The sequence below is a fragment of the Agromyces sp. NBRC 114283 genome (genome assembly GCF_030268405.1).
Taxonomy (GTDB): Bacteria; Actinomycetota; Actinomycetes; order Actinomycetales; family Microbacteriaceae; genus Agromyces; species Agromyces mediolanus.
The window spans coordinates 1,060,193-1,084,740 of record NZ_BSQP01000001.1 but is presented as its reverse complement, the minus strand read 5'-3'; the positions used below and the strand labels follow the sequence as shown (position 1 = coordinate 1,084,740).

Below are 24,548 nucleotides of genomic sequence, written 5' to 3'. Positions count from 1 at the left end.
GATGGCCCCGAACTCCCTCGCGACCACGAACACCGCCGCGCCCAGCACCACGGTGCTCGCCATGCAGCCCGTCGCCGCCCGCGACTCGCTGTGGCGCCGGATGCTCGGCAACACCGGGCTGATGACCGGCATCGTCGTCGTCCTCGTGATCTTCGTCGTCTCCTACGTGCTGCCGCCGCTGCTGCACCTCGACCCCTACGCGGTCGACCCCGCGAACCGCCTCGCGCCGCCCTCCGCCGCGCATCCCTTCGGCACCGACAACTTCGGCCGCGACCTGTTCGCCCGCATCGTCTCCGGCGCCTCGACCTCGCTCCTCGTCGGCTTCGTCGTCGCCCTCGTCAGCGGCGTGCTCGGCGCGATCATCGGCATCGCCGCCGTCTTCAACAGCGTGCTCGACCAGGTGCTCATGCGCATCTGCGACGGCCTGATGGCGATTCCCGCCATCCTGCTCGCCGTCGCCCTCACCGCGGCGCTCGGGCCGAGCGTCACGAACCTCGTGATCGCCCTCACCATCGTCTACACGCCCGGCATCGCCCGGCTCGTCCGCTCCCGGGCGCTCGCGGTCACGTCGGAGACGTTCGTCACCGCGAGCACCATGCAGGGCGCCGGCATGCTGCATCTGATGTGGCGCCACATCCTGCCGAACACGCTCTCGGTGCTCGTCGTGCAGTCGACGTTCACCTTCGCGGAGTCGGTCATCACCGAGGCGGCGATGAGCTTCCTCGGCGCCGGCGTGCCGGCCCCGCAGGCGAGCTGGGGCAACATCCTCTACGACGGCAAGTCGGTGCTGATGCAGGCGCCGCAGATGATCCTCATCACGAGCGGCTTCCTGATCGTGACCGTGCTCGCGCTGAACCTCATCGGCGACGGACTGCGCGACCTCGTCGACCAGCGCTCGCGCGCCCTCGTCGGCAAGCCGGGCGTCTTCGCCCGCATGGCGGCCGTCGTCACGCCCGGCCGATTCCGTCAGGAGGTGAAGCGATGACCGGCGAGTCCACCGCGCCGCTCCGCTTCGAGGAGCTCACGCTCGACATCGACACCCCGCAGGGCACCGTGCACGCGGTGCGCGGCGTCACGCTCGAGCTGCAGCGGGGCGAGATCCTCGCGATCGTCGGGGAGTCGGGGTCGGGCAAGACGCTGACGGCCAGGGCCGCGCTCGGCCTGCTGCCGCCGCGGACGCGCACCGGCGGCCGGGTGCTGCTCGGCGGCGCCGACGTGCTGCAGGCCGCGCCCGAGGCGCTCCGCTCGATCCGCGGCGGCGAGGCGGCCATGATCTTCCAGGAGCCCTCGACCGCACTGAACCCGGTCTTCCCGATCGGCTGGCAGCTCGAGGAGGGCCTGCGCGCGCACGGGGTGACCGAGCCGGCCGAGCGCCGCAGGCGCACGGTCGAGATGCTGCGCGCGGTCGGCATCCCCGACCCCGAGCGACGCCTCGGCGACTACCCGCACCAGTTCTCGGGCGGCCAGAAGCAGCGCATCGTGATCGCGATGGCGCTGGCCCTGCGACCGTCGGTCATCATCGCCGACGAGCCCACGACGGCGCTCGACGTGACGGTGCAGGCCGAGATCCTCGAGCTGCTCCGCGAGTGCCGCGACGACTTCGGCGCCTCGATCGTGCTGATCACGCACAACATGGGCGTCGTCGCCGACATCGCCGACCGGGTCGCGGTCATGTACCGCGGCGAGCTCGTCGAGGTCGCCCCGGTCGACGAGCTGTTCCGTTCGCCGCGCGAGGCGTACACGAGGCAGCTGCTCGCCGCGGTCCCGCGGCTCGGCGGCGGACGCGACGAGCCGGATGCCTCGCCGGCATCCGCCCCGTCGGCGGCATCCGCCGCCACGACCTCGACCGCAGCGTCGGCCGACTCCGGCACCCCGGTCTCACCGGCTGCGTCGGCCGCGCCGGCCGCGCCCGCCCCCGCCGTGCTGCTCGACGGCGTCGACGTCGAGTACCGCAGCGGCTTCGGCACCAAGCCCGTGCGCGCCGTACGCGGGGTCTCGCTGCAGATCGCCCGCGGCGAGGTCGTCGGGCTCGTCGGCGAGTCCGGTTCGGGCAAATCGACGATCGGCCGCGCCATCGGCGGGCTCGAGACCGTCGCCGCCGGCCGCCTGGAGGTGCTCGGCGCCGAGCTGCGCGGCCTGCCGCGGCGACGCCTGCGCGAGCTCCGCCGCCGCATCGGCTTCGTCTTCCAGGATCCGGCGGCGTCGTTCAACTCCTTCATGACGATCGAGGACTGCGTCATCGAGCCGATGCGCATCCACCATGTTCCCGGCGGCCGCTCGGCGCACCGCGCCCGCGCGGCGGAGCTGCTCGACGCCGTCGAGCTCCCCGGCTCCTACGCGCGCCGGTACCCCTTCGAGCTCTCCGGCGGGCAGCGGCAGCGGGTGGGCCTCGCCAGGGCGCTCGCCCTCGATCCGGAGCTCGTGATCGCCGACGAGCCCACCTCCGCCCTCGACGTCTCGGTGCAGGCGCGCGTGCTCGACATCTTCACGTCCCTGCAGCGCGAACTCGGCTTCGCCGCGCTGTTCATCAGCCACGACCTCGCCGTCGTCGAGCTCCTCGCCGACCGCGTCGGCGTGCTGCAGGGCGGCGAACTCGTCGAGCTCGGGGCGACCGAGCAGGTGCTGCACGCCCCGCAGCATCCGTACACCCAGCAGCTCATCGCCGCAGTGCCCGTGCCCGACCCCGAGGTGCAGCGACTGCGGCGCCGGGCCGAGGACCCGGGCCATCCCCTGCTCGACGCGGAGGCGATCGCATGACCGCCGCCGACCCCGCCGTCCGGGCCGAGCTCGTGCTCCTCGGCGGCCTCGTCCGCACCGGCCACGAGCCGGAGGGCTCGGCGAGCGAGGCGCCGCCGCAGGCGGTCGCGGTCAGCGGGCAGCGCATCGTCGCCGTCGGCTCACGGGCCGAGGCCGCGGCCTGGGACACGAGGGATGCCGAGCTCGTCGAACTCGGCGACGCGACCATCACGGCCGGCTTCGTGGACGGGCACGTGCACCCGCTCTCCGGCGCGGAGTCCCGGCACCGGGCGCTGCTGCTGCACGACTGCACCTCCGTCGAGGAGGTCGCCGAACGCCTCGCCGCCTTCGCCGCCGAGCGCGGCCCCGAGGAGTGGATCCGCGGCTTCGGGCTCTCCTTCGACCTCTTCGTCGGCGGCGAGCTGACGAACGCCCCCTTCGCCGAGGCCTTCGGCGGACGCCCCGGCTATCTGCTGCTGTTCGACGGCCACGCGATCATCGCGAGCCCGCGCGCCCTCGAACTCGCCGGCATCGACGGACCGCGCGACTTCGGCAACAACGCCTCCATCGAGGTCGACGCGGCGGGCCGCCCGACCGGCTATCTCGTCGAGTCCGACGCCGAGATGCTCGTCACCGAGCTCTACCCTCGCATGCCGTTCGAGGAGCGCGTCGCGGCGGTGCGCGACAAGCTCGCCGAATTCGCGGCGAGCGGCTACACCTCGCTGCACCAGCTCAACATGGAACCCGGCGACCTCGACGTGCTGCGCGCCATCGAGGCGGCGGGCGAGCTCCCGGTGCGCGTGCGGGTCTCGCCGATCTGGCGGGCCACCGATCCCTGGGAGCAGACGCTCGACCGCCTCGTCGAACTGCAGGGCGTCGGCGGGCGGCGCTGGCAGGTCGAGGGCGTGAAGTTCATGCTCGACGGCAGCATCGACAACGGCTCGGCCTGGCTGTTCGACGCCGACACCGCCGGCGGCGGACTGCAGCCGTACTGGGTGCCGTCCGAGACCTTCACCCGCGCGCTGCACGCCCTCGCCGAGCGCGGGGTGCCGACCGCCACGCATGCGATCGGCGATCGCGCGGTCGAGTTCGTGCTCGACGCCGTCGCCGCCATCCCGGCGCATGCGCCGCGGGTCACGCACCGCATCGAGCACCTCGAGACGATCCCCGACCGGCTCCTGCCCCGCTTCGCGGAGCTCGGCGTGCCGGCGAGCGTGCAACCCATCCACGCGTTCGCGCAGCGGCCCGACGGCCAGGACATGTGGACGACGCTCCTCGGCCGCGGCTCGGAGCGTGCCGCGCACGGCTGGCGGATCGCCGACCTCGACGCCGCCGGCGCGCTCGTCGTGCTCGGCTCCGACTGGCCCGTCGAGGAGTTCGACGGACGCCGCGTGTTCGCCGCGAACGTGACCCGGCGCCGGCACGGCTCCGACCGGCCCGCCGTCGACCCGCATCAGGCGCTCTCGCCGGCGCGTACGCTCGTCGCCATGACCCGCAACGCCTGGACCTCGATCGACCGCCCGGGCGACGGCGCCGTCGTCCCCGGGGCGATCGCCGACCTCGCGGTGTTCCGCGACGATCCGCTCACGAGCGAGCCCGAGCGCTTCGCCGAGACGGAGGTGCTGCTCACCGTCGTCGGCGGGCGGGTGAGCCACCGCTCGGGTGGGGAGGCCGGGAGCGGCGGGGCGCCGGCGTGACGGGTGTCGCAGCGGTCACGCAGCTTCGCTCGGTGCGACTGCTCGGCCGCCCGGAGCTGCTCGATGTGACCCTCCAGGCCGGCGGGCGTCCAGGTGAGGCCCGGATCGCCGCCGTCACCCCTGCCGGCAGCACGCCCGCGACGGCCGACTCGATCGACGCGGAGGGCCGCTTCCTCACCTCCGGGCTCTGGGACGAGCACGTGCACTTCGGGCAGTGGGCGGCCCAGTCGGCGCGCCTCGACCTCGGCGAGCTCGCCGACGCGCGGCGCGCCCTCGACCGGGTGGCAGCGGCGGCCGCCGACGCCGACGCCCGTGGCGCGACGGGCGGGATCGTCGCGATGCGCGCCCGCGGCGACGAGTGGACCGGGCGGATGTCGCGGCAGCTCCTCGACGAGGCCGCCGGCTCGATCCCGGTCGTGCTGATCACCGCCGACCTGCACGGCGCCTGGCTGAACTCCGCGGCCCTCCGCCGGCACGGCCTGCCCGAGACCGGCGACGGCCACCTCGTCGAGGACGCCTGCTTCGCCCTCCTCCGCGAGCTCGATTCCGGCAGCGACGGGGAGCTCGACGGGCGAGTCGTCGACGCCGGCACCGCGGCCGCCCGCCGTGGCGTCGTCGGCGTCGTCGACTTCGAGATGCGCTGGGGCATCTCGGACTGGGGGCGGCGCGAGGCATCCGGATTCCGCTCCCTCCGCGTCGAGACGGCGATCTACCCGCACGAACTCGAACGGGCGATCGCGCTCGGCCTGCGCAGCGGCGACCCGATCGGCTCGGCCGGGCTGATCACGGTCGGTCCGCTGAAGGTCATCACCGACGGCTCGCTCGGCACCGCCACCGCCTGGTGCTGCGAGCCGTACCCCGACGGCGGACACGGCCGCCCCCTGTGGCCCGCGGCCGCGCTCGAGGCGCTGCTCCGCCGCGCGAGCGCGGCCGGACTCGACCTCGCCGTGCACGCGATCGGCGACCGGGCGAACACCGAGGTGCTCGACGCCTTCGAACGCACCGGCACCACCGGACGGATCGAGCACGCCCAGTTGCTCGCCGACGCCGACCTCGAGCGCTTCGCCCGCCTCGGCGTCACCGCCAGCGTGCAGCCGGCGCACCTCCTCGACGACCGCGAGAACGCCGGCCGGCTCTGGGCGGGCCGCGAGCACCGCGCCTACCGCTTCGCATCGCTGCACCGGGCAGGGGGCCGCCTCGTGCTCGGCTCCGACGCCCCGGTCGCACCCCTCGATCCGTGGCTCGCCGTGCAGGCGGCGGTGCTGCGCGGCCGCACCGGCGAGCCGCCGTGGTCGCCGGAGGAGCGGCTCCCCGTCGAGCTCGCCCTCGCCGCCTCGATGCGCGGCCCGCTGCGCCCGGGGCCGGGCGACCCGGCCGACCTCGTGCTGCTCGACGCCGACCCGCTCGTGATCGAACCCGGCTCCCTCGCCGGGATCACGGTCGCGGCGACCCTCGTGGGCGGTGTACCGACGCATCTCGCGCGCTGAGCCGCTGAGCCGCCGGTCCGCTGGTCCGCTGGGTTCGCTGGTTCGCTGAGCCTGTCGAAGCGAGCCCCGATCCCTTCGACAAGCTCAGGGAACCAAACGTGGTCCGCTGAGCCTGTCGAAGCGCGGACACGTTCCCTTCGACAAGCGCAGGGAACCAGGCGCCGCACACGGCAACACGGCGTCATCCGGCGACACGTTGGCGCTGGGCCGGCCGTCATATCCCGTCATCGGCATACCCTCGCCGTAACGTGCGTACACCGGGCGACTCGCCGGCGCGAGGCATCCGCCGGGGGCCATAGCGTCGCTGGTCATGCACCTGTTCCGCACCGCTCCCTCCCACCGATCGGGACGCCGTCATGGCTGAACCCGACTGGCTCGCGCTCGCCGCCACGGGCGTCGTCGCCGCGCTCTTCGCCGGCCTGTTCCTGCTGCGCCGGCGCGGGGCGGGCTTCACGCTGCTGACGGTCGTCGCGCTCGTCGTCGGGGTCGCCGCCGGGCTGCTGTTCCAGGGCCACCTCGCGTACGTCGACGTGATCGGCACGATCTACATCAACGTCATCACGGCCTTCGTGGCCCCGCTCATCATCGTGTCGGTGCTGTCGAGCGTGACCTCGCTCGGCAGCATCGCGAAGCTGCGCACGATCGGGCTCAGCTCGGTGTTCTGGCTGCTGCTCACGAACCTGCTGGCGATCCTGCTCACCCTCGGGCTCGCGCTCGCGACGGGCGTCGGCCGCGGGGCGCAGCTCGAGCTCTCCGGGGTGGACGGCGGCTCGCTCACGGGCCTGCTCCGCCCCCTCGACCAGGTCATCGTCGGGCTCTTCCCCTCGAACCTCTCGAACGATCTCGGGGCGAACAACCTCATCGGCCTCATCCTGTTCACCATCCTGATCGCCGTCTCCTACCTGCTCGTCGCGGACCGCAAGCCGGAGAAGGTGCGGGCCTTCAAGGACGTCGTGGATGCCTCGCGCCGCGTGTTCTTCAAGGCGGTGGGCTTCATCATCGCGCTCACCCCGTACGCGGTACTGGCGCTCGTCGCCTCGACCACCTCGACCGCGGTCGCCAGGCTCGAGACCGCGGCTTCGCTCCTCGGCGTGCTCGTGGTCGCGCTCGTCGCCTGCTTCGTGGACGCGTACCTCGTGAACGGCGTGCTCGTGCGCGTGTTCGCCGACCTCAATCCGTTCCGCTTCTTCCGGCTGATCACGCCGCCGCAGTACACCGCGTTCACGACGCAGTCGAGCATCGGCACCCTGCCGCTCACGATCGCGACGCTCTCCCGGCGGATCGGCGTCTCCCCGGAGGTCGCCGGCTTCACCGCGCCCATCGGGACGACGATCGGGATGCCGGGATGCGCGGGCATCTGGCCGACCCTCGTCGCGGTGTTCAGCGTGCACGCGCTCGGCATCCAGTACACGCCGCTCGACTACGTCGTGCTCGTCGTGCTCGGGCTGCTCGTCTCGCTCGGCACCGCCGGCGTACCCGGCACCGCGATCATCACCGCGACGGCCGTGCTCACCGCGGTGGGGCTGCCGATCGAGGTGCTCGTGCTGCTCATCCCGATCAGCGCCGTCGCCGGCACCGCCAGCACCATGGCGAACGTCACCGCGGCCGCGACGGCCTCGGCGATCGTCGCCCGCCGGGCCGGCGCCCTCGACGACGAGGTCATCGCGGGCCGCCGCGAGGTCGCCGACGACGGCGACCGGGACACGGCCGCCGACCCCGCCACCGCAGCGGCCTCCGCCGCATCCACCCGCCGCCTCGACGGCCCGACCTCCGAAGGACTCGCCCGATGACCCACCACCGCCGTCCCAGCCGGCTCCGCAGCCTCGCCGCCGCGATCGCGCTCGCGATCTCGGTGCCCACGTTCCTGCTGGTGTGGGCCTCGCCCGCGAACGCCGCGGGAGACGTCTGCGATCTGTGCTCCATCAACTTCGACCTGACCGCCTGCGAGGGGCTCGGCGGCTACCCGTACGACAGCACCCAGGAGGACCCGCCGCCCGCGATCTCCGGCGGCGGCAGCGGCCCCGCACCGAAGCCGGAGCCACAGCCCCAGCCGCAGCAGCCGGCGCCGGCCGCACCGGCACCCTCGGGCGGTTCGTCGGGCGGCAGCTCGGGCGGATCGTCCGGTGAGACCTCGAGCGAAGGCGGCGGCGGCGACGGCGTCGCCCCGGTGGACGGCGGCGCGCCGCAGCCCGCGGCCGTGGCGGCTACCGCGCCCGTGGCCCCGGCCGCCCCGAAGCTCGCCGCGAAGGGCACGTCGCTCACGGTCACGTGGACGGCGCCCGCAGACGGCGGCTCGCCGCTCACCGGGTACCTGATCTCGCTGAACGGCGGGACGGCGATCCCCCTCACCGGGACCGAGACGAGCTATACCTTCGCGAAGCTCGCCGCCGGCAAGTACACCGCGACCGTCGTGGCCGTGAACGCGATCGGGTCGGGCACCGCCTCGGCGAGCTCGAAGCCCGTCGTCATCGAGGAGCCGGCCACCGCGACGGCGACCGCGAAGGCCACGGCGACGGCGAACACGAGCGACGGGGTCCCGGGCTGGCTCGCCGGGGCCGGCCTCCTGGTCGTGCTCGTCGGCGTCGGCGCGCTCGCCCTCCTCGTCCGCAGGCTGCGCTCGCGGCCCGCTGCCGCGACGAGCGCCGCATCGACGAACGCCGCCGGGCCCGAGGCCGCCGAGGCATCCGCTTCGGACGGCCCCGCCGACGCCGCCCGCTGACCCGCCCGCCCCACCCCGCATCCCACCCCCCACGAAAGGACCTCCAAATGCCCCAGCACAGCCGACGACGACCGCGTCTCGCGGCCGTTGCCGCGACCATCGCCCTCGCGGGAGCCGGCCTCGTCGGCACGGCCGTGGCCGCCGCTCCCGCCGCCGCGGCCCCGGCGAGCGGCGGCGCCGCGATCGACACCGTCGACTACCTCGCCGACACCTACGGGCTCGAGGACACCCCCATCGAGACCGTGACCTTCGAGCGCTTCGAGTGGCTGCTGAACCAGCCCGGCCGCTTCGCGTTCCTCATCGGCGGCCCCGGCGACGCCCGCACCACGGAGACGATCGCCTCCATCGACGCGGCGGCGAAGGCGGCCGGCGTCGAGCGCGTCTACGCCTTCGACCCGAGGCTCGACGGCGACGCGCTCGACGTGCGCACCACAACGAACCCGGACGTCGCCCCGCTGTGGTCCCGGCTCGTGTCGCAGTACCTCGGGAAGGACGTGCAGACGCCGTTCGGCGGGGCCGCCGACCCGTACTTCTTCGTCTACGACCGCGCGCACACCGACGGCGGCGCCGAGGACCGGATCGTGAGCGCACTCACCGCCCCAGTGGCGGCCGGCGCGCTCGCCGACCCGTCGGCACGCGCCGCGTACCAGGCGGAGGTCGCGGCGGTGATCGGCGACGGGAGCGCGATCGACGCGCTCAGCCAGTTCGCGTTCTACGACGACGTCGTCGACGCGAAGCACCTCGCCCAGTACCGCGGCGGCGAGGCCTACGGCCCGAACACGATCATCGACGAGGCCGACGCCGACTGGCGCATCCAGAACATCACCTACCCGGAGCTCGTGCACCTGCTCGACAGCGACGGCGACTACGTGCTGTTCTTCGGCGGGACGTGGTGCCACAACACCCGCGCCGTCGTGAAGGACGTCAACCGCCAGGCCGTCGCGAACGGGGTCGAGCGGGTCTACTTCTTCGACCTGCGACTCGACGGGGCCTCGGCGAACGACCTGCACATCCGCGACACGAACTCGGAGTACGCGCACCTCTACGGCGACCTCGTGACCACGTACCTGCCGAACCTCAAGACGCAGTACGTGCCCGGAGTGAGCGGGCAGGTCGACTACCGTCCGGGCGGCGACGCCGCCGCGGGGCTCGTCACCGCGAAGAAGCTCCAGGTCCCGTACGTGTTCGAGTACCAGCGCGGGCGCACGGTCGACGGGCAGGCCGCCCCGGTCGTGCGGGAGTGGATCCGCGACAACGGCGACGGCAGCTTCAAGGAGTACATGACCGAGTGGTGGTACGTGAACGACCGCGAGGGCCGCTTCGCCACCTCGCCTGACCCGGTGAAGCTCGCCGAGCAGCTCGCCTTCGCCGACGAGGCGATCGCCCAGCTCGACGCCTTCTTCGCGAAGGTCGGCACGGGCGACGGCACCGGCGGCCCGGGCCCGGTCGACCCCGAGCCCACCGACCCGACGACGGTGAAGGGCACCGTCGCCATCACCGGGCAGCTGCGCCCGGGCGGCACCGTGTCCGTCGTGGGCTCCGGCCTCGCGACCGGCACCGCGGGCTTCTCGGTCGAGCTGCACTCGGAGCCGCAGCAGCTCGGCACCGTCTCGACCGACGCGAGCGGGGCGTTCCGTCTCGCCGCGACGATCCCGGGGTCGACGCCGGCGGGTGCGCACACCGTCGTCGTGCTGATCAACGGCGTCACGGTCGCCTCGGTGCCCGTCACGATCACCGCGGCGGCCACCGGTGGCGGCACCGGTGGCGGGACCGGTGCGGGCACCGGCGGCGACGGGAGCGGCTCGGTGCGGGCCGGGGCGGATGCCTCGGGGCTCGCCTCGACCGGCACCGGGCTCGTCGACGTGCTCGGCTGGTCGGCCCTCGGACTGCTCGCGGCCGGCGTCGCGACGTTCCTCATCGCGCGCCGCCGCAGGGACCGGGCGGGCCTGGTCCGCTGATACCCCGGCGCGCGCGTCGCTCTCCCTTCGACGAGCTCAGGGAACCCTGGTCCGCTGAGCTCGTCGAAGCGCGTCCGGGCGCATCGCCTCCCTTCGACCGGCTCAGGGAACCAGGAAGTGACGTCTTCGCAGAGCCGGGGTAGGCTCGCCCACAGTGACACGGGGTGCCGCACGACCGCGGCTGAGAACACACCCGTCGAACCTGATCTAGTTCGGACTAGCGAAGGGATGTCGCGATGCAGACGCACGCCGCCATCGACCCTGCCCACCTCATCGACACGAGCGGCGAGCTGCTCGACCTCGTGCGATCGACGACGCCGCTGGTGCACTGCATCACGAACGCCGTCGTCACGAACTTCACGGCGAACGCCCTGCTCGCGATCGGCGCGGCCCCGGCCATGGTCGACCTCGTCGGCGAAGCCGGGCCGTTCGCGACGGTCGCGAGCGGCCTGCTCGTGAACCTCGGCACGCCGCAGCCCGAGCAGCGCGCCGCCGCGCGGGAGGCGGTCGCCGCCGCCCGCCAGGCCGGCACGCCCTGGGTGCTCGACCCGGTGGCGATCGGCGCGCTGCCGATCCGCACGGAGCTCGCGCACGACCTCGCCGAGCTGCGCCCGGCCGCGATCCGCGGCAACGCCTCCGAGATCCTCGCCCTCGCCGGCGTCGGCGCGGGCGGACGCGGCGTCGACGCCGCCGACGAGACGGATGCCGCAGCCGGGCCCGCCGCGGCCCTGGCCCGCCGCACGGGCGCCGTCGTCGCCGTCTCCGGGCCGGTCGACCTCGTGACCGACGGCAGCATCACGGTGCGCCTCGCGAACGGCGACGCGCTCCTCACCCGCGTCACGGGCGGCGGCTGCGCCCTCGGTGCGGTCGTCGCGGCGTTCCTCGGCGCCGCGCGCGCAACCGCGATCAGGCCCCTCGAGGCCGTCGCCGCCGCGCACCTCGCGTACACGGTGGCCGCCGAGCGCGCCGCCGGCGGCGCTGCCGGTCCGGGCAGCTTCGCCGTGCGGTTCCTCGACGCGCTCGCCGCGGTCGAGGCATCCGAGCTCCGCGCGCTCGCCCGCGTCTCGACAGGCGCGCCGCTCGGGGCCGCCGCGTGAGCGCGCGGCGCGCCCTCGACCTCTCGCTGTACCTCGTGACCGACGCCGCGCTCTGCGGCGAGCGCGGGGTCGCCGCGACCGTCGAGGCGGCCGTCGCGGGAGGTGCGACGATCGTGCAGCTGCGCGATAAGCACGCGAGCGACGAGGAGCTGCTCGCCCTGCTCGGCCGGCTCGACGAGGCCATCTCGGGCCGGGTGCCGCTCGTCGTGAACGACCGGCTCGAGCTCGTGCTGCAGGCGCGCGCGGCGGGCCTCCGCGTCGACGGCGTGCACCTGGGGCAGGGTGACGCGACCGCGCTGCGCGCGCGGGCCGAGCTCGGCCCGGACGCGATCGTCGGGCTCACCGCGAACACGCCCGCCCACCTCGCCGCGGTCGCCGCCCTGCCCGCGGGCACGGTGGACTACCTCGGCGTGGGCGTGCTGCGCCCGACCTCGACGAAGCCGGACCATCCCCCGGCCCTCGGCATCGCGGGCTTCGCCGGCCTGCAGGCGGCCGCGCGGGATGCCGTGGGCGCGCCGGTGCCCTGCGTCGCGATCGGCGGCGTCCGTGTGGAGGATGCCGCACCGCTGCGGGCCGTCGGCGCGGCCGGGCTCGCCATCGTCTCGGCGATCTGCGCGGCGCCGGACGCCCGACGGGCCGCGGCCGACTTCGCCGCCGCGTGGCGCGACGGGGCGACGCCGCACGCCGTGCGCGAGCCGCACGACGTCCGGCGGCCGAGCCCGCCGCGGGCGACCCGGGTGCCGCGCGTGCTGAGCATCGCGGGGAGCGACCCGTCCGGCGGCGCCGGGATCCAGGCCGATCTGAAGTCGATCGCGGCGGTCGGCGGCTACGGGATGGCCGCGATCACGGCGCTCACCGCGCAGAACACCCGTGGGGTGCGCAGCGTGCACGTGCCGCCCGCCGCCTCGCTGCTGGCCCAGCTCGACGCGCTCTCCGACGACATCGCCGTCGACGCCGTCAAGCTCGGCATGCTCGCGAACGCGGAGCTCATCCGCACCGTCGCGAGGTGGCTCGACCGGGTGCGCCCGCCCCTCGTCGTGCTCGATCCCGTGATGGTCTCGACGAGCGGCGACCGCCTGCTCGACCCCGAGGCGGAGGCCGCCCTGCGCGAGCTGCTGCCGCTCGCCGACCTCGTGACGCCCAACCTCGCGGAGCTCGCCGTGCTCGCGGGCGCCGACGGCCCCGCCGCCGATTGGCCGAGCGCCCTGGAGCAGGCGACCGCGCTGTCCGCCCGGACCGGGGTACTCGTGCTCGCGAAGGGCGGCCACCTCGGCGGCGCCGAGGCTCCCGACGCGCTCGTCGACGCCCGGGCGGGCGCGGCGCGCGCGGAGATCGTCGAGTTCTCCGGCGAGCGCATCGCGACGCGCGCGACGCACGGCACGGGCTGCTCGCTCTCCTCGGCGATCGCGACGCTGCGCGCGCGCCACGGGGCGTGGGAGCCCGCCGTCGCCGAAGCGCGACGATGGCTGCGCGAGTCCCTGCGCCACGGGGAATCGCTGGCGGTGGGCAGCGGGCACGGCCCGGTGCACCACTTCGCCGGGCTCTGGTCCCGCGGTGGCCTCGACACCGCGCCCACGCCCGCCGAGCTCGAGACCGAGTGGTGGGCCGGCATCGCCGAGCTGCGCCGGGCGATCGACGAGCTGCCGTTCATCCGCCGGCTCGCCGACGGCAGCCTGCCGCGCGCCGCGTTCGACGGGTACCTCGCGCAGGACGCCCACTACCTGCGCGAGTACGCCCGCGCGCTCGCCGAGGCGGCGCGGCTCGCCCCGGATGCCTCGGACCAGGCGTTCTGGGCCGCCGGCTCCCGCGAGTGCCTGACCGGCGAGCTCGCCCGGCACGAGCGGGATCTGGCCGGAGGGGCGGGCGCCGCGCCCACGCCGGTCGAGCCGAACGCCGTGAACCTCGGCTACCTCGACCACCTGCTCGCGAGCGGGGCGCGCGGCGGCTACCCCGAGCTCGTCGCGGCGGTGCTGCCCTGCTACTGGATCTACGACGACCTCGGCCGTCGGCTGCTCGCCGGGGCGTTCGGCCCGGAGCCCGGCTCGCCGGAGCATCCCTACGCGGATTGGCTCGCGATGTACGCGGAGCCGTCGTTCGCCGTGTCGACGCGGCGGGCGATCGAGCTCGTCACCGGGGTCGCGGCAGCCGCGACCCCGGAGGTGCGGGAGCGGATGCGTCGGGCGTTCCGCCGCTCGGCGGAGTTCGAGCTGGCGTTCTTCGCGGCCCCGCTCGAGGCGTCGTCGGATGACGCTTCGGCACCCCCAGGATGCGGGACACGCGGCCTTTCTGCCACGATCGGAGCATGACCGACCCGAACACCGCGCCCGCCGGCTGGTACGACGACGGCTCCGGCCGTCTTCGCTACTGGGACGGCGCGGCCTGGACCGAGCACTTCGCCCCGCTGCCCGAGCCCGCGCCCGCCGCAGAACCCGTTGCCGAACCGGCCCCCGAGGCGTCCGCCGCGACGACCGAGGTGATCGCGCCCCAGCCGGCCGAGGCGAGCGCGCCGGAAGCGACCGCGGTGCCGCCGGTCGAGGCGACCCCGGCGGGGGCGCAGCCGACGGCCGTGTACCCGGTCGAGGCCAATCCGGCGTTCCCGGGGGCGCAGCCCCCGTACGGACAGCAGCCGTACGGCGCCCAGCCGGCGTACGGCGCCCAGCCGGCGTACGGACAGCAGCCGTCCGGACAGCAGCCCTACGGCCAGCAGGCGTACGGACAGCAGCCCTACGGCGCCCAGCCCGCCCCGTACGGGAGCTACACCCCGGTCGCCCCGAAGAAGGCGAACGTGCTCGGACTCGTCGCCCTCGGCGTCTCCGTGCTCGGCGTCATCGGCGTCTGCATCCCCTTCGTGACGCTCATCGGCGTCGTGCTGCTCGTGATCGCGTTCATCCTCTCGATCGTGTCGTTCTTCATGTCCGGGCAGCAGAAGTGGCCGGGCTTCGTCGCCCTGGGCCTGTCGGTGCTCGGCGGGATCATCGCGGGCGTCGTGCTGCTCGTGTCGCTCTTCACGGGCCTCGTGACCAGCGACCCGTACGTGTCGGATCCGTCCTGGCCCGAATCGAGCGAGGAGGAGTACCTGCCCTCCGATCCGCCGGCCGACGCGAGCGGCTTCGGCGAGACCTTCGTCTACGACGACGGCGTCGAGCTCACGGTCTCGGCACCGGCACCGTACACGCCGACCGAGCTGGCCGCGGGGGCCACGTACCCCGACAACGTGTACTTCACCGTCACGCTGAAGAACACGTCCAGCGCGCCCGTCGATGTCTTCGCCTTCGGCGAGCTGGTGTCGGCCGGCGAGTACGGCAGCTCGATCTTCGACTTCGACGGCCCGCAGGGCGAGATCAGCCTGCCGCCGACCGAGACGCTCGAGCCGGGCGCGACGCTCACGTGGGTGGAGGCCTGGTCGGTGGCCGACCCGAGCTCGCTCACGTACACGATCTCCCCGGGCTTCGACTACGACGACGCGGTGTTCACGACCGAGTAGTCGCGCCTCACGCGCGGAACGGGCCGGACCTCCACGAGGAGATCCGGCCCGTTCTGCGCTCCGGCTCCGGCTCCGGCTCCGGCTCCGGCGAAGTCGGACGCGCACCGAGCGGGCTCCACACCGGTCGATACGCATCCGGCCTCGCCCGGGACGCGCGCGCGGGAAGGTCGCGCGCGGCCCGGGAAGCCGGTGGGGGCGAGGTCGTCATCCCCGCCCCGCGGGCTCAGGCGCCGGCGAGCAGCCCGAGCGAGTCGACGACGCGGTTGGAGAAGCCCCACTCGTTGTCGTACCAGGCGACGACCTTCACGTGGCGGCCGTGCACCCGGGTGAGGGCCGCGTCGAAGATCGAGGAGTGCGGGTTGCCCTCGATGTCGCTCGATACGATCGGGTCCTCGGTGTACTCGAGGATGCCGCGCAGCGGCCCCTCGGCGGCGGCGCGGTAGGCGGCGAGCACCTCGTCGAGGGTGACGTCCTTCGCGACGGTGGTGTTCAGTTCGACGATGGAGCCGACGGGAACGGGCACCCGGATCGAGTCGCCCTGCAGCTTGCCGTCGAGGCCAGGCAGCACGAGGCCGATGGCCTTCGCGGCGCCGGTCGAGGTCGGCACGATGTTCACGCCGGCGGCGCGGGCGCGGCGCAGGTCGCGGTGCGGGCCGTCCTGCAGGTTCTGCTCCTGCGTGTAGGCGTGCACGGTGGTCATGAAGCCGTGCTCGATGCCGGCGAGCTCGTCGAGCACGTGCGCGAGGGGCGCGAGGGCGTTCGTCGTGCACGAGGCGTTCGAGACGATCGTGTGCGACGCCGGGTCGTAGTCGGTGTGGTTGACGCCGAAGGCGATCGTCGCGTCGGCCCCGTCGGAGGGCGCCGAGACGAGCACGCGCTTCGCGCCGGCCTCGAGGTGGGCGCGGGCGGCGTCGGCGGAGGTGAAGCGGCCGGTCGACTCGAGCACGAGTTCGACGTCCAGCTCGCCCCAGGGCAGCTTCGCGGGCTCGCGCTCGGCGAGCACGCGGATTCGGGCGCCGTCGACGACGAGCGCCTCGCCCTCGACGGACACCTCGCGGTCGAAGCGGCCGAGGGTGCTGTCGTACTTCAGCAGGTGGGCGAGCGTGGCCGGGGCGGTGAGGTCGTTGATCGCGACGACCTCGAAGTCGGCGCCGCGCTCGACGATCGCGCGCAGCACGTTGCGGCCGATCCGGCCGAATCCGTTGATGGCGATGCGAGTGGTCATGCCTCCAGCATCGTCGCGTGATGCCCCGTGAAGCAGTGGCTCGCACGCCAGCGTCCGAAAGGATCGCGCCAGCCCGCTCCCAGCCGGCCACCCAGCCGCCGCCGGGCCGCCCTCCCCCGCCTCACTCCCCCCGGGCGAACGTCTCCCGGTACCCGCTCGGCGAGGTGCCGAGGATTCGCTGGAAGTGCAGCCGCAGGTTCGCCCCGGTGCCGAGCCCGACCTGGGCGGCGACCTGCTCCACCCCGAGCTCGGTGCGTTCGAGCAGCTCGCGTGCGACGTCCACGCGCGCCCGCAGCACCCACTGCATCGGCGTGTAGCCGGTGTCCTCGACGAAGCGACGCGAGAAGGTGCGCGGCGAGACGTTCGCGTTGCGGGCGAGGTCGCCGAGCGTCAGCGGTTCGCCGAGCCGCTCCAGCGCCCACTGCCGGGTCGCAGCGAACACCGGCCCGAGCTCCTCGGGGAGGCTCCGCGGCACGTACTGCGCCTGCCCGCCGCTGCGGTAGGGCGCGGCGACGAGTCGGCGGGCGGCGTGGTTCGCGACGCCGACGCCGAGATCCCGGCGCACGAGGTGCAGGCACAGGTCGATGCCGCTCGCGGCACCCGCCGAGGTGAGCACGCTGCCCTCGTCGACGAACAGCACGTTCGCGTCCACCCGGACGAGCGGATGCCGCGCCCGCAGCGCCTGCGTGTAGTGCCAGTGCGTCGTGGCCCGGCGGCCGTCGAGCAGGCCCGTCGCGGCGAGCGCGAACGCCCCCGTCGAGATCGCGGCGAGCCGGGCCCCGCGCTCGTGGGCGGCCCGCAGCGCCTCGACGACGACGGCGGGCGGCGGCTCGCGGTCGGGGTGCCGGTAGCCGGGGATGAACACGGTGTCGGCCCACTCGAGCGCCTCGAGGCCGTGCGCCACGTGGTAGGAGAGCCCGTCGCCGCCCGTCACGAGTCCGGGCGCTGCACCGCAGACGTGCACCTCGTACGGCATGCTCGCCCGGGTCGTGAAGACCTGCGCGGGGATACCGACGTCGAGGGGCTTCGCGCCCTCGAGCACGAGCACCGCGATCCGGTGCAGGGAAGTGGTCACCTGGCTAGGATGCCACGGACCGCAAGCCGATCGCCGCGGCGCCGGCGTGCGGCATCCTCAGCGCCCGTCCTCCTCGAGCGGGGCGAGCCGCAGCACCGTGTGCTGGTTCTCGAGCCCTTCGACCATCACGAGCGTGCAGGCGAGCACCCGTCCGCGCCACACCTCCGCCGGCTCGAGCTCGGCGAGGGGCTCGAAAGGGTAGCGATTGGCGACGAAGCTGTTGCCGCCGTTGCCGCCGATCGAGGCGTGCGCGTGGTTCATGTAGCGAATGCCGGTGTCGAGGTCCTGCAGCACGGGCACCGTGTACGCCTGGGAGTCACCGACGCCCCGCCGCTTGCGCTCGGGGCGCGGATCGGCGAACCGGGTGAGCTCCACGACGTGCCCGACCGGGATGGCCGCCGGATAGTTCACCGCGATGCTGCGCTCCATCGCCTCAGCCTATCCGCCGCCCCCCGTGATCCGGCGGTCGCGGGAGACCGCCGGACTCGCGGAACACCCTGGCCGCCGCTTACGTTCTTCTCTGTGGGCCCGTGCGACCGCGAGCCCACGAGAACGAAGGAGCGGACATGACCGACACCGGCGCCATCACCACCATCCCCGGCACCGAGACCGCGGTGCTCGCCGGCGGCTGCTTCTGGGGCATGCAGGACCTCATCCGCCGCCGCCCCGGCGTCATCAGCACCCGCGTCGGCTACACGGGCGGGCAGAACGACCACGCGACGTACCGCAACCACCCGGGCCACGCCGAGGCGATCGAGATCGTCTACGACCCCGCGAAGACGAGCTTCCGCGAGCAGCTGGAGTTCTTCTTCCAGATCCACGACCCGACGACCCTGAACCGCCAGGGCAACGACCTCGGCACGAGCTACCGCTCGGCCATCTTCCCGACGAGCCCCGAGCAGGAGCAGGTCGCCAGGGAGACGATCGCCGACGTGGATGCCTCGGGCCTCTGGCCGGGCGACGCGGTCACGACGATCGAGCCGAGCGGCCCGTTCTGGGAGGCCGAGCCCGAGCACCAGGACTATCTGGAGCGCATCCCCAACGGCTACACCTGCCACTTCGCGCGGCCCGGCTGGGTGCTGCCGAAGCGCGAGCAGGCGAGCGCGGCGGAGTAACCGGCTCAGGCGGTGCGGTCGAGCGCGGCGTCGAGCCGGCCGACCGTGCCGCCGAGGTTCCACTCGGCGCCGAGCTGCTCGAGCCGCTCGCGGGCGGCGGCGTCCAGCGGCCGGAGCTTCGCCGCGTCCGGCTCGAAGCCGAGCGGCAGCTCCCGCCGCACTCGCACGACCTCGGGCGCCACGGCGAGGTAGTCGGCCGCCGCGGCGAGCTTCGCCCGCACCCCGGCCGACATGCCGGGCTCCCCCGCCTCCGCCGCGGCGAGCACCCCGTCGAGGGTGCCGAAGGTCTGCAGCAGGCCCGCGGCGGTCTTCTCGCCGACGCCGGCGACGCCCGGCAGCCCGTCCGAGGCATCCCCGCGCAGCGTCGCGAAGTCCGCGTACTGCTGCGGCAGCACCCCGTACTTGCCGACGACCGTCGCCTCGGTGACGACCTCGAGCTTGCTCATGCCGCGCGCGGTGTTGATGAGCCGAACGCCGGCGGCGTCGTCGACGAGCTGGAAGAGGTCGCGGTCGCCCGTGACGATGTCGACGGGCATGGGCGCGCCCGTCGCGAGCGTGCCGATGACGTCATCCGCCTCGGCCTCCGGCGCGCCGACCACGGCGATGCCGAGCACGTCGAGGAGCTCGCGGATCCGCGGGATCTGCGCGACGAGCCCCGGCGGCGTCTCCTCGACGTCGACGCCGCCCGGCACCGCCTCGACCACCCGGTGCGCCTTGTAGCTCGGGATGCGCTCGACCCGCCAGGCCGGCCGCCAGTCGTCGTCCCAGCAGGCAACGAGGTGCGTCGCCTCGTAGTCCGTGGTGAGCCGCGCGATCATGTCGCCGAGGCCGCGCACGGCGTTCACCGGGGTGCCGTCGGGCGAAACGATCGAGTCGGGCACGCCGAAGAAGGCGCGGAAGTAGAGCGACGCGGTGTCGAGGAGCATCATGCGGTCGGTCATGCGCCGATCCTGCCACGCCTCGCTACCTTTGACGCATGGAGAAACGACTTCCGCCTGTTCAGCGCTGGGTGTTCTGGCCCGCGGCGGTCGTGATCGTCGCCTTCGTGGTGTTCGCCCTCGTCGCCCCCGACGCCGCCGAGACGGTGTTCGGCGCCATCCAGTCCGGCATCGTGAACACCTTCAACTGGTACTACGTGCTCATTGCCGCGTTCTTCGTCGCGGTCAGCCTGTTCTTCGGCTTCAGTCGCTTCGGCGACATCAAGCTCGGCCGGGACGACGACGAGCCGGAGTTCTCCTTCCCGGCGTGGCTGTCGCTGCTCTTCGCCGCGGGCATGGGCATCGGCCTCGTCTTCTACGGCGTGAGCGAGCCGCTCAGCCACTTCGTCTCGCCGCGACCCGGCGTCACCGGTACCCCGGAGCAGCTCGCCCAGTCGGCGCTCAGCCAGACGTACCTGCACTGGGGCATCCACGCCTGGGCGATCTACGTCGTGATCGGACTGGCGCTCGCGTACGCCATCCACCGGCGCCGCCGACCGATCTCGATCCGGTGGACGCTCGAGCCGCTCCTCGGCAAGCGCGTCGAGGGCGGCTGGGGGCACGCGATCGACGTAATCGCCCTCGTCGGCACGCTCTTCGGCGTCGCGACCTCGCTCGGCCTCGGCGTGCTGCAGATCAGCGCCGGCCTGCACGCGGCCGGCTTCGCCGAGCCGGACGAGTTCACCCAAGTGATCATCATCCTGGTGATCTCGGTGTTCGTGCTGTTCTCGGTGCTGTCGGGCGTCACGAAGGGCATGAAGTGGCTGTCGACGGCGAACCTCGTGCTCGCCGGGCTGCTCGTGCTGTACCTGCTCGTGTTCGGGCAGAGCGAGTTCCTGCTGCGCGAGTTCGTGCAGTCCATCGGCAACTACATCCAGAACTTCGTCGGCCTCTCGTTCAACACGAGCGCGTTCCAGGGCGAGGCGGGCGAGCAGTGGCAGGCGTCGTGGACGTCGTTCTACTGGGGCTGGTGGATCTCGTGGGCGCCGTTCGTCGGCATCTTCATCGCGCGCGTCTCGAAGGGCCGCACCGTGCGCGAGTTCGTCATGGGCGTCATCATCGTGCCGACGCTGCTCGGCATCCTGTGGTTCGCAGTGCTCGGCGGCTCGGCGCTCGCGATCGAGCTGCAGACCCCGGGCGCGCTCACCCGGCCCGACGGCACGGTCGACGTGCAGGGGGCGCTGTTCCAGCTGCTCGAGTACGTGCCGGGCACGCAGATCGTGACGATCGGCGTCATCATCCTGATCGCGATCTTCTTCGTCACCTCCGCTGATTCGGGCGCGCTCGTCATGGGCATGATCGCGACGGGCGGGCAGCTGAACCCGAAGCGCTGGATCCGCACCTTCTTCACCGCGATCACGGCGCTGCTCGCGATCGCGCTGCTGCTGAGCGGCGGGCTCACCGCGTTGCAGACCGCGGCGATCATCATCGCGCTGCCGTTCAGCATCGTGATGCTGCTGATCTGCTGGTCGACGATCATCGCGTTCCGCCGGGAGCGGCGGGCGTACGAGCGGGCGCAGCGCGCGGCCTTCATCGATCGGATCGGCGAGGTGTACGGCCTCGAGGCGGAGCCCGGCGAGGGCGCGCCGCTCGGCGCCCAGCCGCGCTGGGTGCGCTCGCTGCGGCGGCGCTTCGGCCTGGCGGATGCCCCGGCGTCGGAGCGGCGGCTCTCGGCGACCGCGCTCGAGGCGGAGCGGCGCGACGAGCTCGGCGTGCCAGGCGCCGACGTCGACGAGCTCGTCGACCGCGACGAGCTGGCCGTGCTCGACGATCCGGAGATCCCCGAGCACGGCGAGGACGAGCCGAGGGGCACGCCGCAGTAGCGTGGTCGCATGGGCATGACCGCCGCGTTCCGGGCCGCGAAGCGGGCGTCGCTGCTGCAGGTGGCGAAGTCGGCGGTGGCGACCATCGCGGCGTGGCTCGTCGCCGGCTGGATCGTGCAGGGGCAGCTGCCCGTGTTCGCCGCGATCGCCGCGCTGCTCGTCGTCCAGCCGAGCGTCAACCAGTCGTTCGCGAAGGCGATCGAACGCAGCATCGGCGTCATCGCCGGTGTCGTGATCGCCTCGGCGCTCGGCCTCGTGTTCGGCTCGGCGAGCTGGGTGGTGCTCGTCGCGATCGTGGTGGCGATGCTCGTCGCCTGGGCGCTGAAGGTGACGCCCGGCACCGGCAATCAGGTCGCGATCAGCGCGATGCTCGTGCTGGCGCTCGGCTCGTCGAGTCCGGAGTACGCGATCGACCGCATCTTCGAGACCCTGATCGGCGCGGCGATCGGCATCGTCGTGAACGCGCTCATCGTGCCGCCGGTGCTCGTCGGTCCGGCGCGCCGCGACCTCGCCCTCCTCGGCGGGGAGCTCGCAGCGAGCCTCAGCCGCCTCGCGGCGGCCCTCGAGTCGCCGCAGTCGTCGCACGCGATGCAGCAGCTCATGCTCGAGGCGCGGCTCATGCGGCCGATGCGGGATGCCGCGGAGGCATCCATCGCGGCCGGTGAGGAGTCGCTCACCCTGAACCCGCGGCGCTCGGCGCACCGCGACGAACTGCGCGAACTGCGGGCGCTGATCGAGAAGCTGAGCCCGATCGTGACGCAGGTGATCGGGATGACCCGGGCGACCCTCGACCACTACGACCCGGCGCTCTCGGAGGAGCCCGCGGTGCAGGCGATCGCGGAGCAGCTGCGCCGCGCAGCGCACGACGTTCGGCTCGCGGTGCACCTCGCGGAGATCGAGCCGGAGCCGGCTCCGATGACCTCGGCGGTGCCGGCACTCACCGCTCCGCTCGTCGTGACGGCGCCGCGCTCGGGGCATTGGATCCTCATCGGCTCGCTCATGGAGGATCTGCGCCGGATCCACGCGGAGCTGCTCGACGAGGGCTGAGCGCCCGTCCCGCACCCCCGATCCCGCCCCAACCCGCACGAAGTCAGTATTTGCGGGTCGGCGCGGCTCCGCACCCGTAAAAACTGACGTCATGCCCACCGAGCGGTGCAGGCGAGGCCCAGTTCCGGAGTGCGAGCGTAGGCTGACGGGGTGACCGGGGCCGTTCGAACGGCGCGACGCCGTGACGCGGCGCTCGCGGGACTCGTCGCGGTCGGAGCGGGCCTCGGTTCAGGCGAGCTCGTCGCCGCGTTCGTCGCCCCGAGCGGCGGGCCCATCACCGACGTCGGCAGCCTCGCGGTGGATCTCGCCCCGGCCTGGGCGAAGGATGCCGCGATCGCCCTCTTCGGCACCGCCGACAAACTCGCGCTCATCGTCGGCATCGCGCTCGTGCTCGCGCTGCTCGCCGCCGCCGCGGGCGTGCTCGAGGCGATCCGTCCTCCGATCGGCACGCTGCTCGTCGTCGCGGCGGGTGCCGCCGGCGTCGTCGCGACCGCTACCCGCGCGCAGTTCTCACCGCTCGACCTCGCGCCACCGCTCGTCAGCGCGCTCGTCGCCGTCGTGCTGCTGCGGCGGCTCGTGCGCCTCGCGGCGCGCGCGGCCCCGGCAGTGCCCCCGGACCCCGCGGCCCCGGCGAGCGACGGCGCGACCGCGGATGCCGAGGCATCCACCCTGCCGACCGGGCCCGACCGCCGCCGTTTCCTCGCCTGGGCCGCCGGCTCCGCGGCGCTCGGCGTGCTCGCCGGGATCGGCGGGTGGACGCTGCGGGCCGGCGCGAGGGTCGCGAGCGCCGCGCGCGACGCGATCCGACTGCCCGCGCCGGCGACGCCCGCCCCGGCGATCCCCGCCGGCGCCGCCTTCGACGTCGACGGACTCACTCCGCTGATCACACCGAACGAGGACTTCTACCGCATCGACACGGCGCTGCAGGTGCCGGTCATCGATCCCGCCGACTGGCAGCTGCGGGTGCACGGGCAGGTCGAGCGGGAGGTGACGCTCGGCTGGGACGAGCTGCTCGCCCTGCCGCTCGAGGAGCATGCCGTCACGCTCGCCTGCGTCTCGAACGAAGTCGGCGGTTCGCTCATCGGCAACGCCACCTGGCTGGGCTACCCGATCGCCGCGCTGCTCGACCGCGCCGGCGTCTCGGCGGACGCCGACATGGTGCTCTCCCGCAGCATCGACGGGTTCACGGCGGGCACCCCGCTCGAGGTGCTGCGCGACGGGCGAGCCGCGCTGCTCGCGATCGGGATGAACGGCGCGCCGCTGCCCGCCGAGCACGGCTTCCCCGTGCGACTTGTCGTGCCCGGACTCTACGGCTACGTCTCGGCCACGAAGTGGGTGACCGAGCTCGAGGTGACGCGCTTCGACCGGGCCCGGGCGTACTGGACCGACCGCGGCTGGAGCGAGCGCGGCCCGGTGAAGCTGTCCAGCCGCATCGACGTGCCGCGCGAGCCGGTCGCGACCGGCACCGTCGTCGTCGCGGGCGTGGCCTGGTACCAGCACGTCGGCGTCGAGCGGGTCGAGGTGCGCGTCGACGGCGGCGCCTGGCAGGAGGCCGAGCTCGCGAACGCTATCTCGGACGACACCTGGGTGCAGTGGCGCTGGGCCTGGGATGCCTCACCGGGCTCCCACGAACTGCAGGTGCGCGCCGTCGGATCGGACGGCACCGTGCAGACCGCCGAGCGCCGCCCGCCCGCCCCCGACGGCGCGACCGGCCTCGACCGCCGCACCGTCGAAGTGCGCTGACACGCGAGGTGCGCTGAACACGCGAGGTGCGCTGAACCGCCGCGGTGCGCCGGCCACGCCCCTCGGGGTGCGGCCCTCAACCGAGCAGTTCTCGGACGGCGAGGCCCCACTCGAAGCCGCACTCGCGGCAGTCGAAGATGGGCGCGTCGTCGAAGCTGAAGCCGTCGAGCCCGGTGTCGGGGTCGGCGGCGGCCTCGACCTCGAGGTCGAGCGGGCCGTAGAGGATCACGTGCACCGCGTGCGAGTCGCACCGCGGGCAGCGCTCGTCGACGGCCCGGGCGGGCGCGGTGCCGGCGGCGGGGTCGGATTCGAGGCTCATCGTGCGGTTCGTCATGGCACACACGGTACGCGCGGCCTCCGACATC

At 73.8% G+C, this 24,548-nt stretch carries 19 protein-coding genes and 1 riboswitch; of the genes, 14 read left to right on the top strand and 5 right to left on the bottom strand.

Features of this window, described 5'->3' with window-relative positions; genetic code table 11:
- Position 1: 1 nt before the first annotated feature.
- The 10 genes from QSJ60_RS05150 to QSJ60_RS05105 all read left to right on the top strand — a co-directional run bounded on the left by QSJ60_RS05150 (position 2) and on the right by QSJ60_RS05105 (position 15,178).
- Positions 2 to 985 carry an ABC transporter permease gene (locus QSJ60_RS05150; protein WP_285462865.1) on the top strand — a complete coding sequence of 328 codons (984 nt, stop codon included), beginning with the start codon at positions 2 to 4 and terminating at the stop codon, positions 983 to 985.
- Entirely contained in the window at positions 982 to 2,757 is a 1,776-nt protein-coding gene (locus QSJ60_RS05145) for a dipeptide ABC transporter ATP-binding protein (protein ID WP_285462864.1), read from the top strand. Before QSJ60_RS05150 ends, QSJ60_RS05145 begins: the two co-directional genes overlap by 4 nt.
- Complete coding sequence (locus QSJ60_RS05140) at positions 2,754 to 4,433, top strand: amidohydrolase (RefSeq protein ID WP_285462863.1); 1,680 nt, start codon at positions 2,754 to 2,756, stop codon at positions 4,431 to 4,433. The genes QSJ60_RS05145 and QSJ60_RS05140 overlap by 4 nt, the downstream gene beginning before the upstream one ends.
- The gene (locus QSJ60_RS05135; protein ID WP_285462862.1) at positions 4,430 to 5,920 is read left to right on the top strand and encodes an amidohydrolase; all 1,491 of its coding nucleotides are present in this window, start codon (positions 4,430 to 4,432) and stop codon (positions 5,918 to 5,920) included. The genes QSJ60_RS05140 and QSJ60_RS05135 overlap by 4 nt, the downstream gene beginning before the upstream one ends.
- A 356-nt stretch (positions 5,921 to 6,276) precedes the next feature.
- Positions 6,277 to 7,710, top strand: coding sequence for a dicarboxylate/amino acid:cation symporter (locus QSJ60_RS05130; RefSeq protein WP_285462861.1), 1,434 nt, complete (start codon positions 6,277 to 6,279; stop codon positions 7,708 to 7,710).
- A complete protein-coding gene (locus QSJ60_RS05125; RefSeq protein ID WP_285462860.1) occupies positions 7,707 to 8,639 on the top strand; it encodes a fibronectin type III domain-containing protein in 933 nt (310 codons plus the stop codon). The genes QSJ60_RS05130 and QSJ60_RS05125 overlap by 4 nt, the downstream gene beginning before the upstream one ends.
- A 47-nt stretch (positions 8,640 to 8,686) precedes the next feature.
- Positions 8,687 to 10,597 carry a hypothetical protein gene (locus QSJ60_RS05120; protein ID WP_285462859.1) on the top strand — a complete coding sequence of 637 codons (1,911 nt, stop codon included), beginning with the start codon at positions 8,687 to 8,689 and terminating at the stop codon, positions 10,595 to 10,597.
- Between the two features lie 150 nt (positions 10,598 to 10,747).
- A riboswitch (TPP riboswitch) is annotated at positions 10,748 to 10,843 on the top strand.
- Positions 10,834 to 11,694 carry a hydroxyethylthiazole kinase gene (thiM, locus tag QSJ60_RS05115; RefSeq protein WP_285462858.1) on the top strand — a complete coding sequence of 287 codons (861 nt, stop codon included), beginning with the start codon at positions 10,834 to 10,836 and terminating at the stop codon, positions 11,692 to 11,694. Its footprint overlaps the riboswitch before it by 10 nt.
- Positions 11,691 to 14,000, top strand: coding sequence for a bifunctional hydroxymethylpyrimidine kinase/phosphomethylpyrimidine kinase (locus tag QSJ60_RS05110; RefSeq protein WP_285462857.1), 2,310 nt, complete (start codon positions 11,691 to 11,693; stop codon positions 13,998 to 14,000). The genes thiM and QSJ60_RS05110 overlap by 4 nt, the downstream gene beginning before the upstream one ends.
- Complete coding sequence (locus QSJ60_RS05105) at positions 13,997 to 15,178, top strand: DUF2510 domain-containing protein (RefSeq protein ID WP_285462856.1); 1,182 nt, start codon at positions 13,997 to 13,999, stop codon at positions 15,176 to 15,178. The genes QSJ60_RS05110 and QSJ60_RS05105 overlap by 4 nt, the downstream gene beginning before the upstream one ends.
- 223 nt (positions 15,179 to 15,401) lie before the next feature.
- Here QSJ60_RS05105 and gap read toward each other — a convergent pair whose 3' ends face one another.
- From gap to QSJ60_RS05090, 3 genes are all read right to left on the bottom strand, one after another.
- Complete coding sequence (gene gap, locus QSJ60_RS05100; protein WP_285462855.1) at positions 15,402 to 16,403, bottom strand: type I glyceraldehyde-3-phosphate dehydrogenase; 1,002 nt, start codon at positions 16,401 to 16,403, stop codon at positions 15,402 to 15,404.
- Positions 16,404 to 16,524: 121 nt separating this feature from the next.
- Positions 16,525 to 17,466 (bottom strand): GlxA family transcriptional regulator, encoded by a 942-nt coding sequence (locus tag QSJ60_RS05095; RefSeq protein WP_269060706.1) that lies wholly within the window; start codon positions 17,464 to 17,466, stop codon positions 16,525 to 16,527.
- A gap of 69 nt (positions 17,467 to 17,535) precedes the next feature.
- Positions 17,536 to 17,907 carry a hypothetical protein gene (locus tag QSJ60_RS05090; RefSeq protein WP_285462854.1) on the bottom strand — a complete coding sequence of 124 codons (372 nt, stop codon included), beginning with the start codon at positions 17,905 to 17,907 and terminating at the stop codon, positions 17,536 to 17,538.
- Positions 17,908 to 18,044: 137 nt separating this feature from the next.
- Between QSJ60_RS05090 and msrA the strand changes: the two genes are divergently transcribed.
- The gene (msrA, locus tag QSJ60_RS05085) at positions 18,045 to 18,593 is read left to right on the top strand and encodes a peptide-methionine (S)-S-oxide reductase MsrA (RefSeq protein WP_285462853.1); all 549 of its coding nucleotides are present in this window, start codon (positions 18,045 to 18,047) and stop codon (positions 18,591 to 18,593) included.
- 5 nt (positions 18,594 to 18,598) lie between these two features.
- On the opposite strand, the gene QSJ60_RS05080 is transcribed toward msrA, so the two are convergent.
- Positions 18,599 to 19,534 carry a 5'-3' exonuclease gene (locus QSJ60_RS05080; RefSeq protein WP_285462852.1) on the bottom strand — a complete coding sequence of 312 codons (936 nt, stop codon included), beginning with the start codon at positions 19,532 to 19,534 and terminating at the stop codon, positions 18,599 to 18,601.
- A gap of 35 nt (positions 19,535 to 19,569) precedes the next feature.
- Here QSJ60_RS05080 and QSJ60_RS05075 point away from each other — a divergent pair, with 35 nt between their 5' ends.
- From QSJ60_RS05075 to QSJ60_RS05065, 3 genes are all read left to right on the top strand, one after another.
- Positions 19,570 to 21,393 (top strand): BCCT family transporter, encoded by a 1,824-nt coding sequence (locus tag QSJ60_RS05075; protein WP_230763850.1) that lies wholly within the window; start codon positions 19,570 to 19,572, stop codon positions 21,391 to 21,393.
- Positions 21,394 to 21,402: 9 nt separating this feature from the next.
- Positions 21,403 to 22,440, top strand: a complete 1,038-nt coding sequence (locus QSJ60_RS05070) for an FUSC family protein (protein WP_285462851.1) — start codon at positions 21,403 to 21,405, stop codon at positions 22,438 to 22,440.
- Between the two features lie 150 nt (positions 22,441 to 22,590).
- A complete protein-coding gene (locus QSJ60_RS05065; protein ID WP_285462850.1) occupies positions 22,591 to 24,183 on the top strand; it encodes a molybdopterin-dependent oxidoreductase in 1,593 nt (530 codons plus the stop codon).
- A 76-nt stretch (positions 24,184 to 24,259) separates the two neighbouring features.
- Here the strand turns inward: QSJ60_RS05065 and QSJ60_RS05060 are convergent, their stop codons facing one another.
- Positions 24,260 to 24,517: a hypothetical protein gene (locus QSJ60_RS05060; RefSeq protein ID WP_285462849.1), complete on the bottom strand. Its 258-nt coding sequence runs from the start codon at positions 24,515 to 24,517 to the stop codon at positions 24,260 to 24,262.
- Positions 24,518 to 24,548 lie beyond the last annotated feature (31 nt).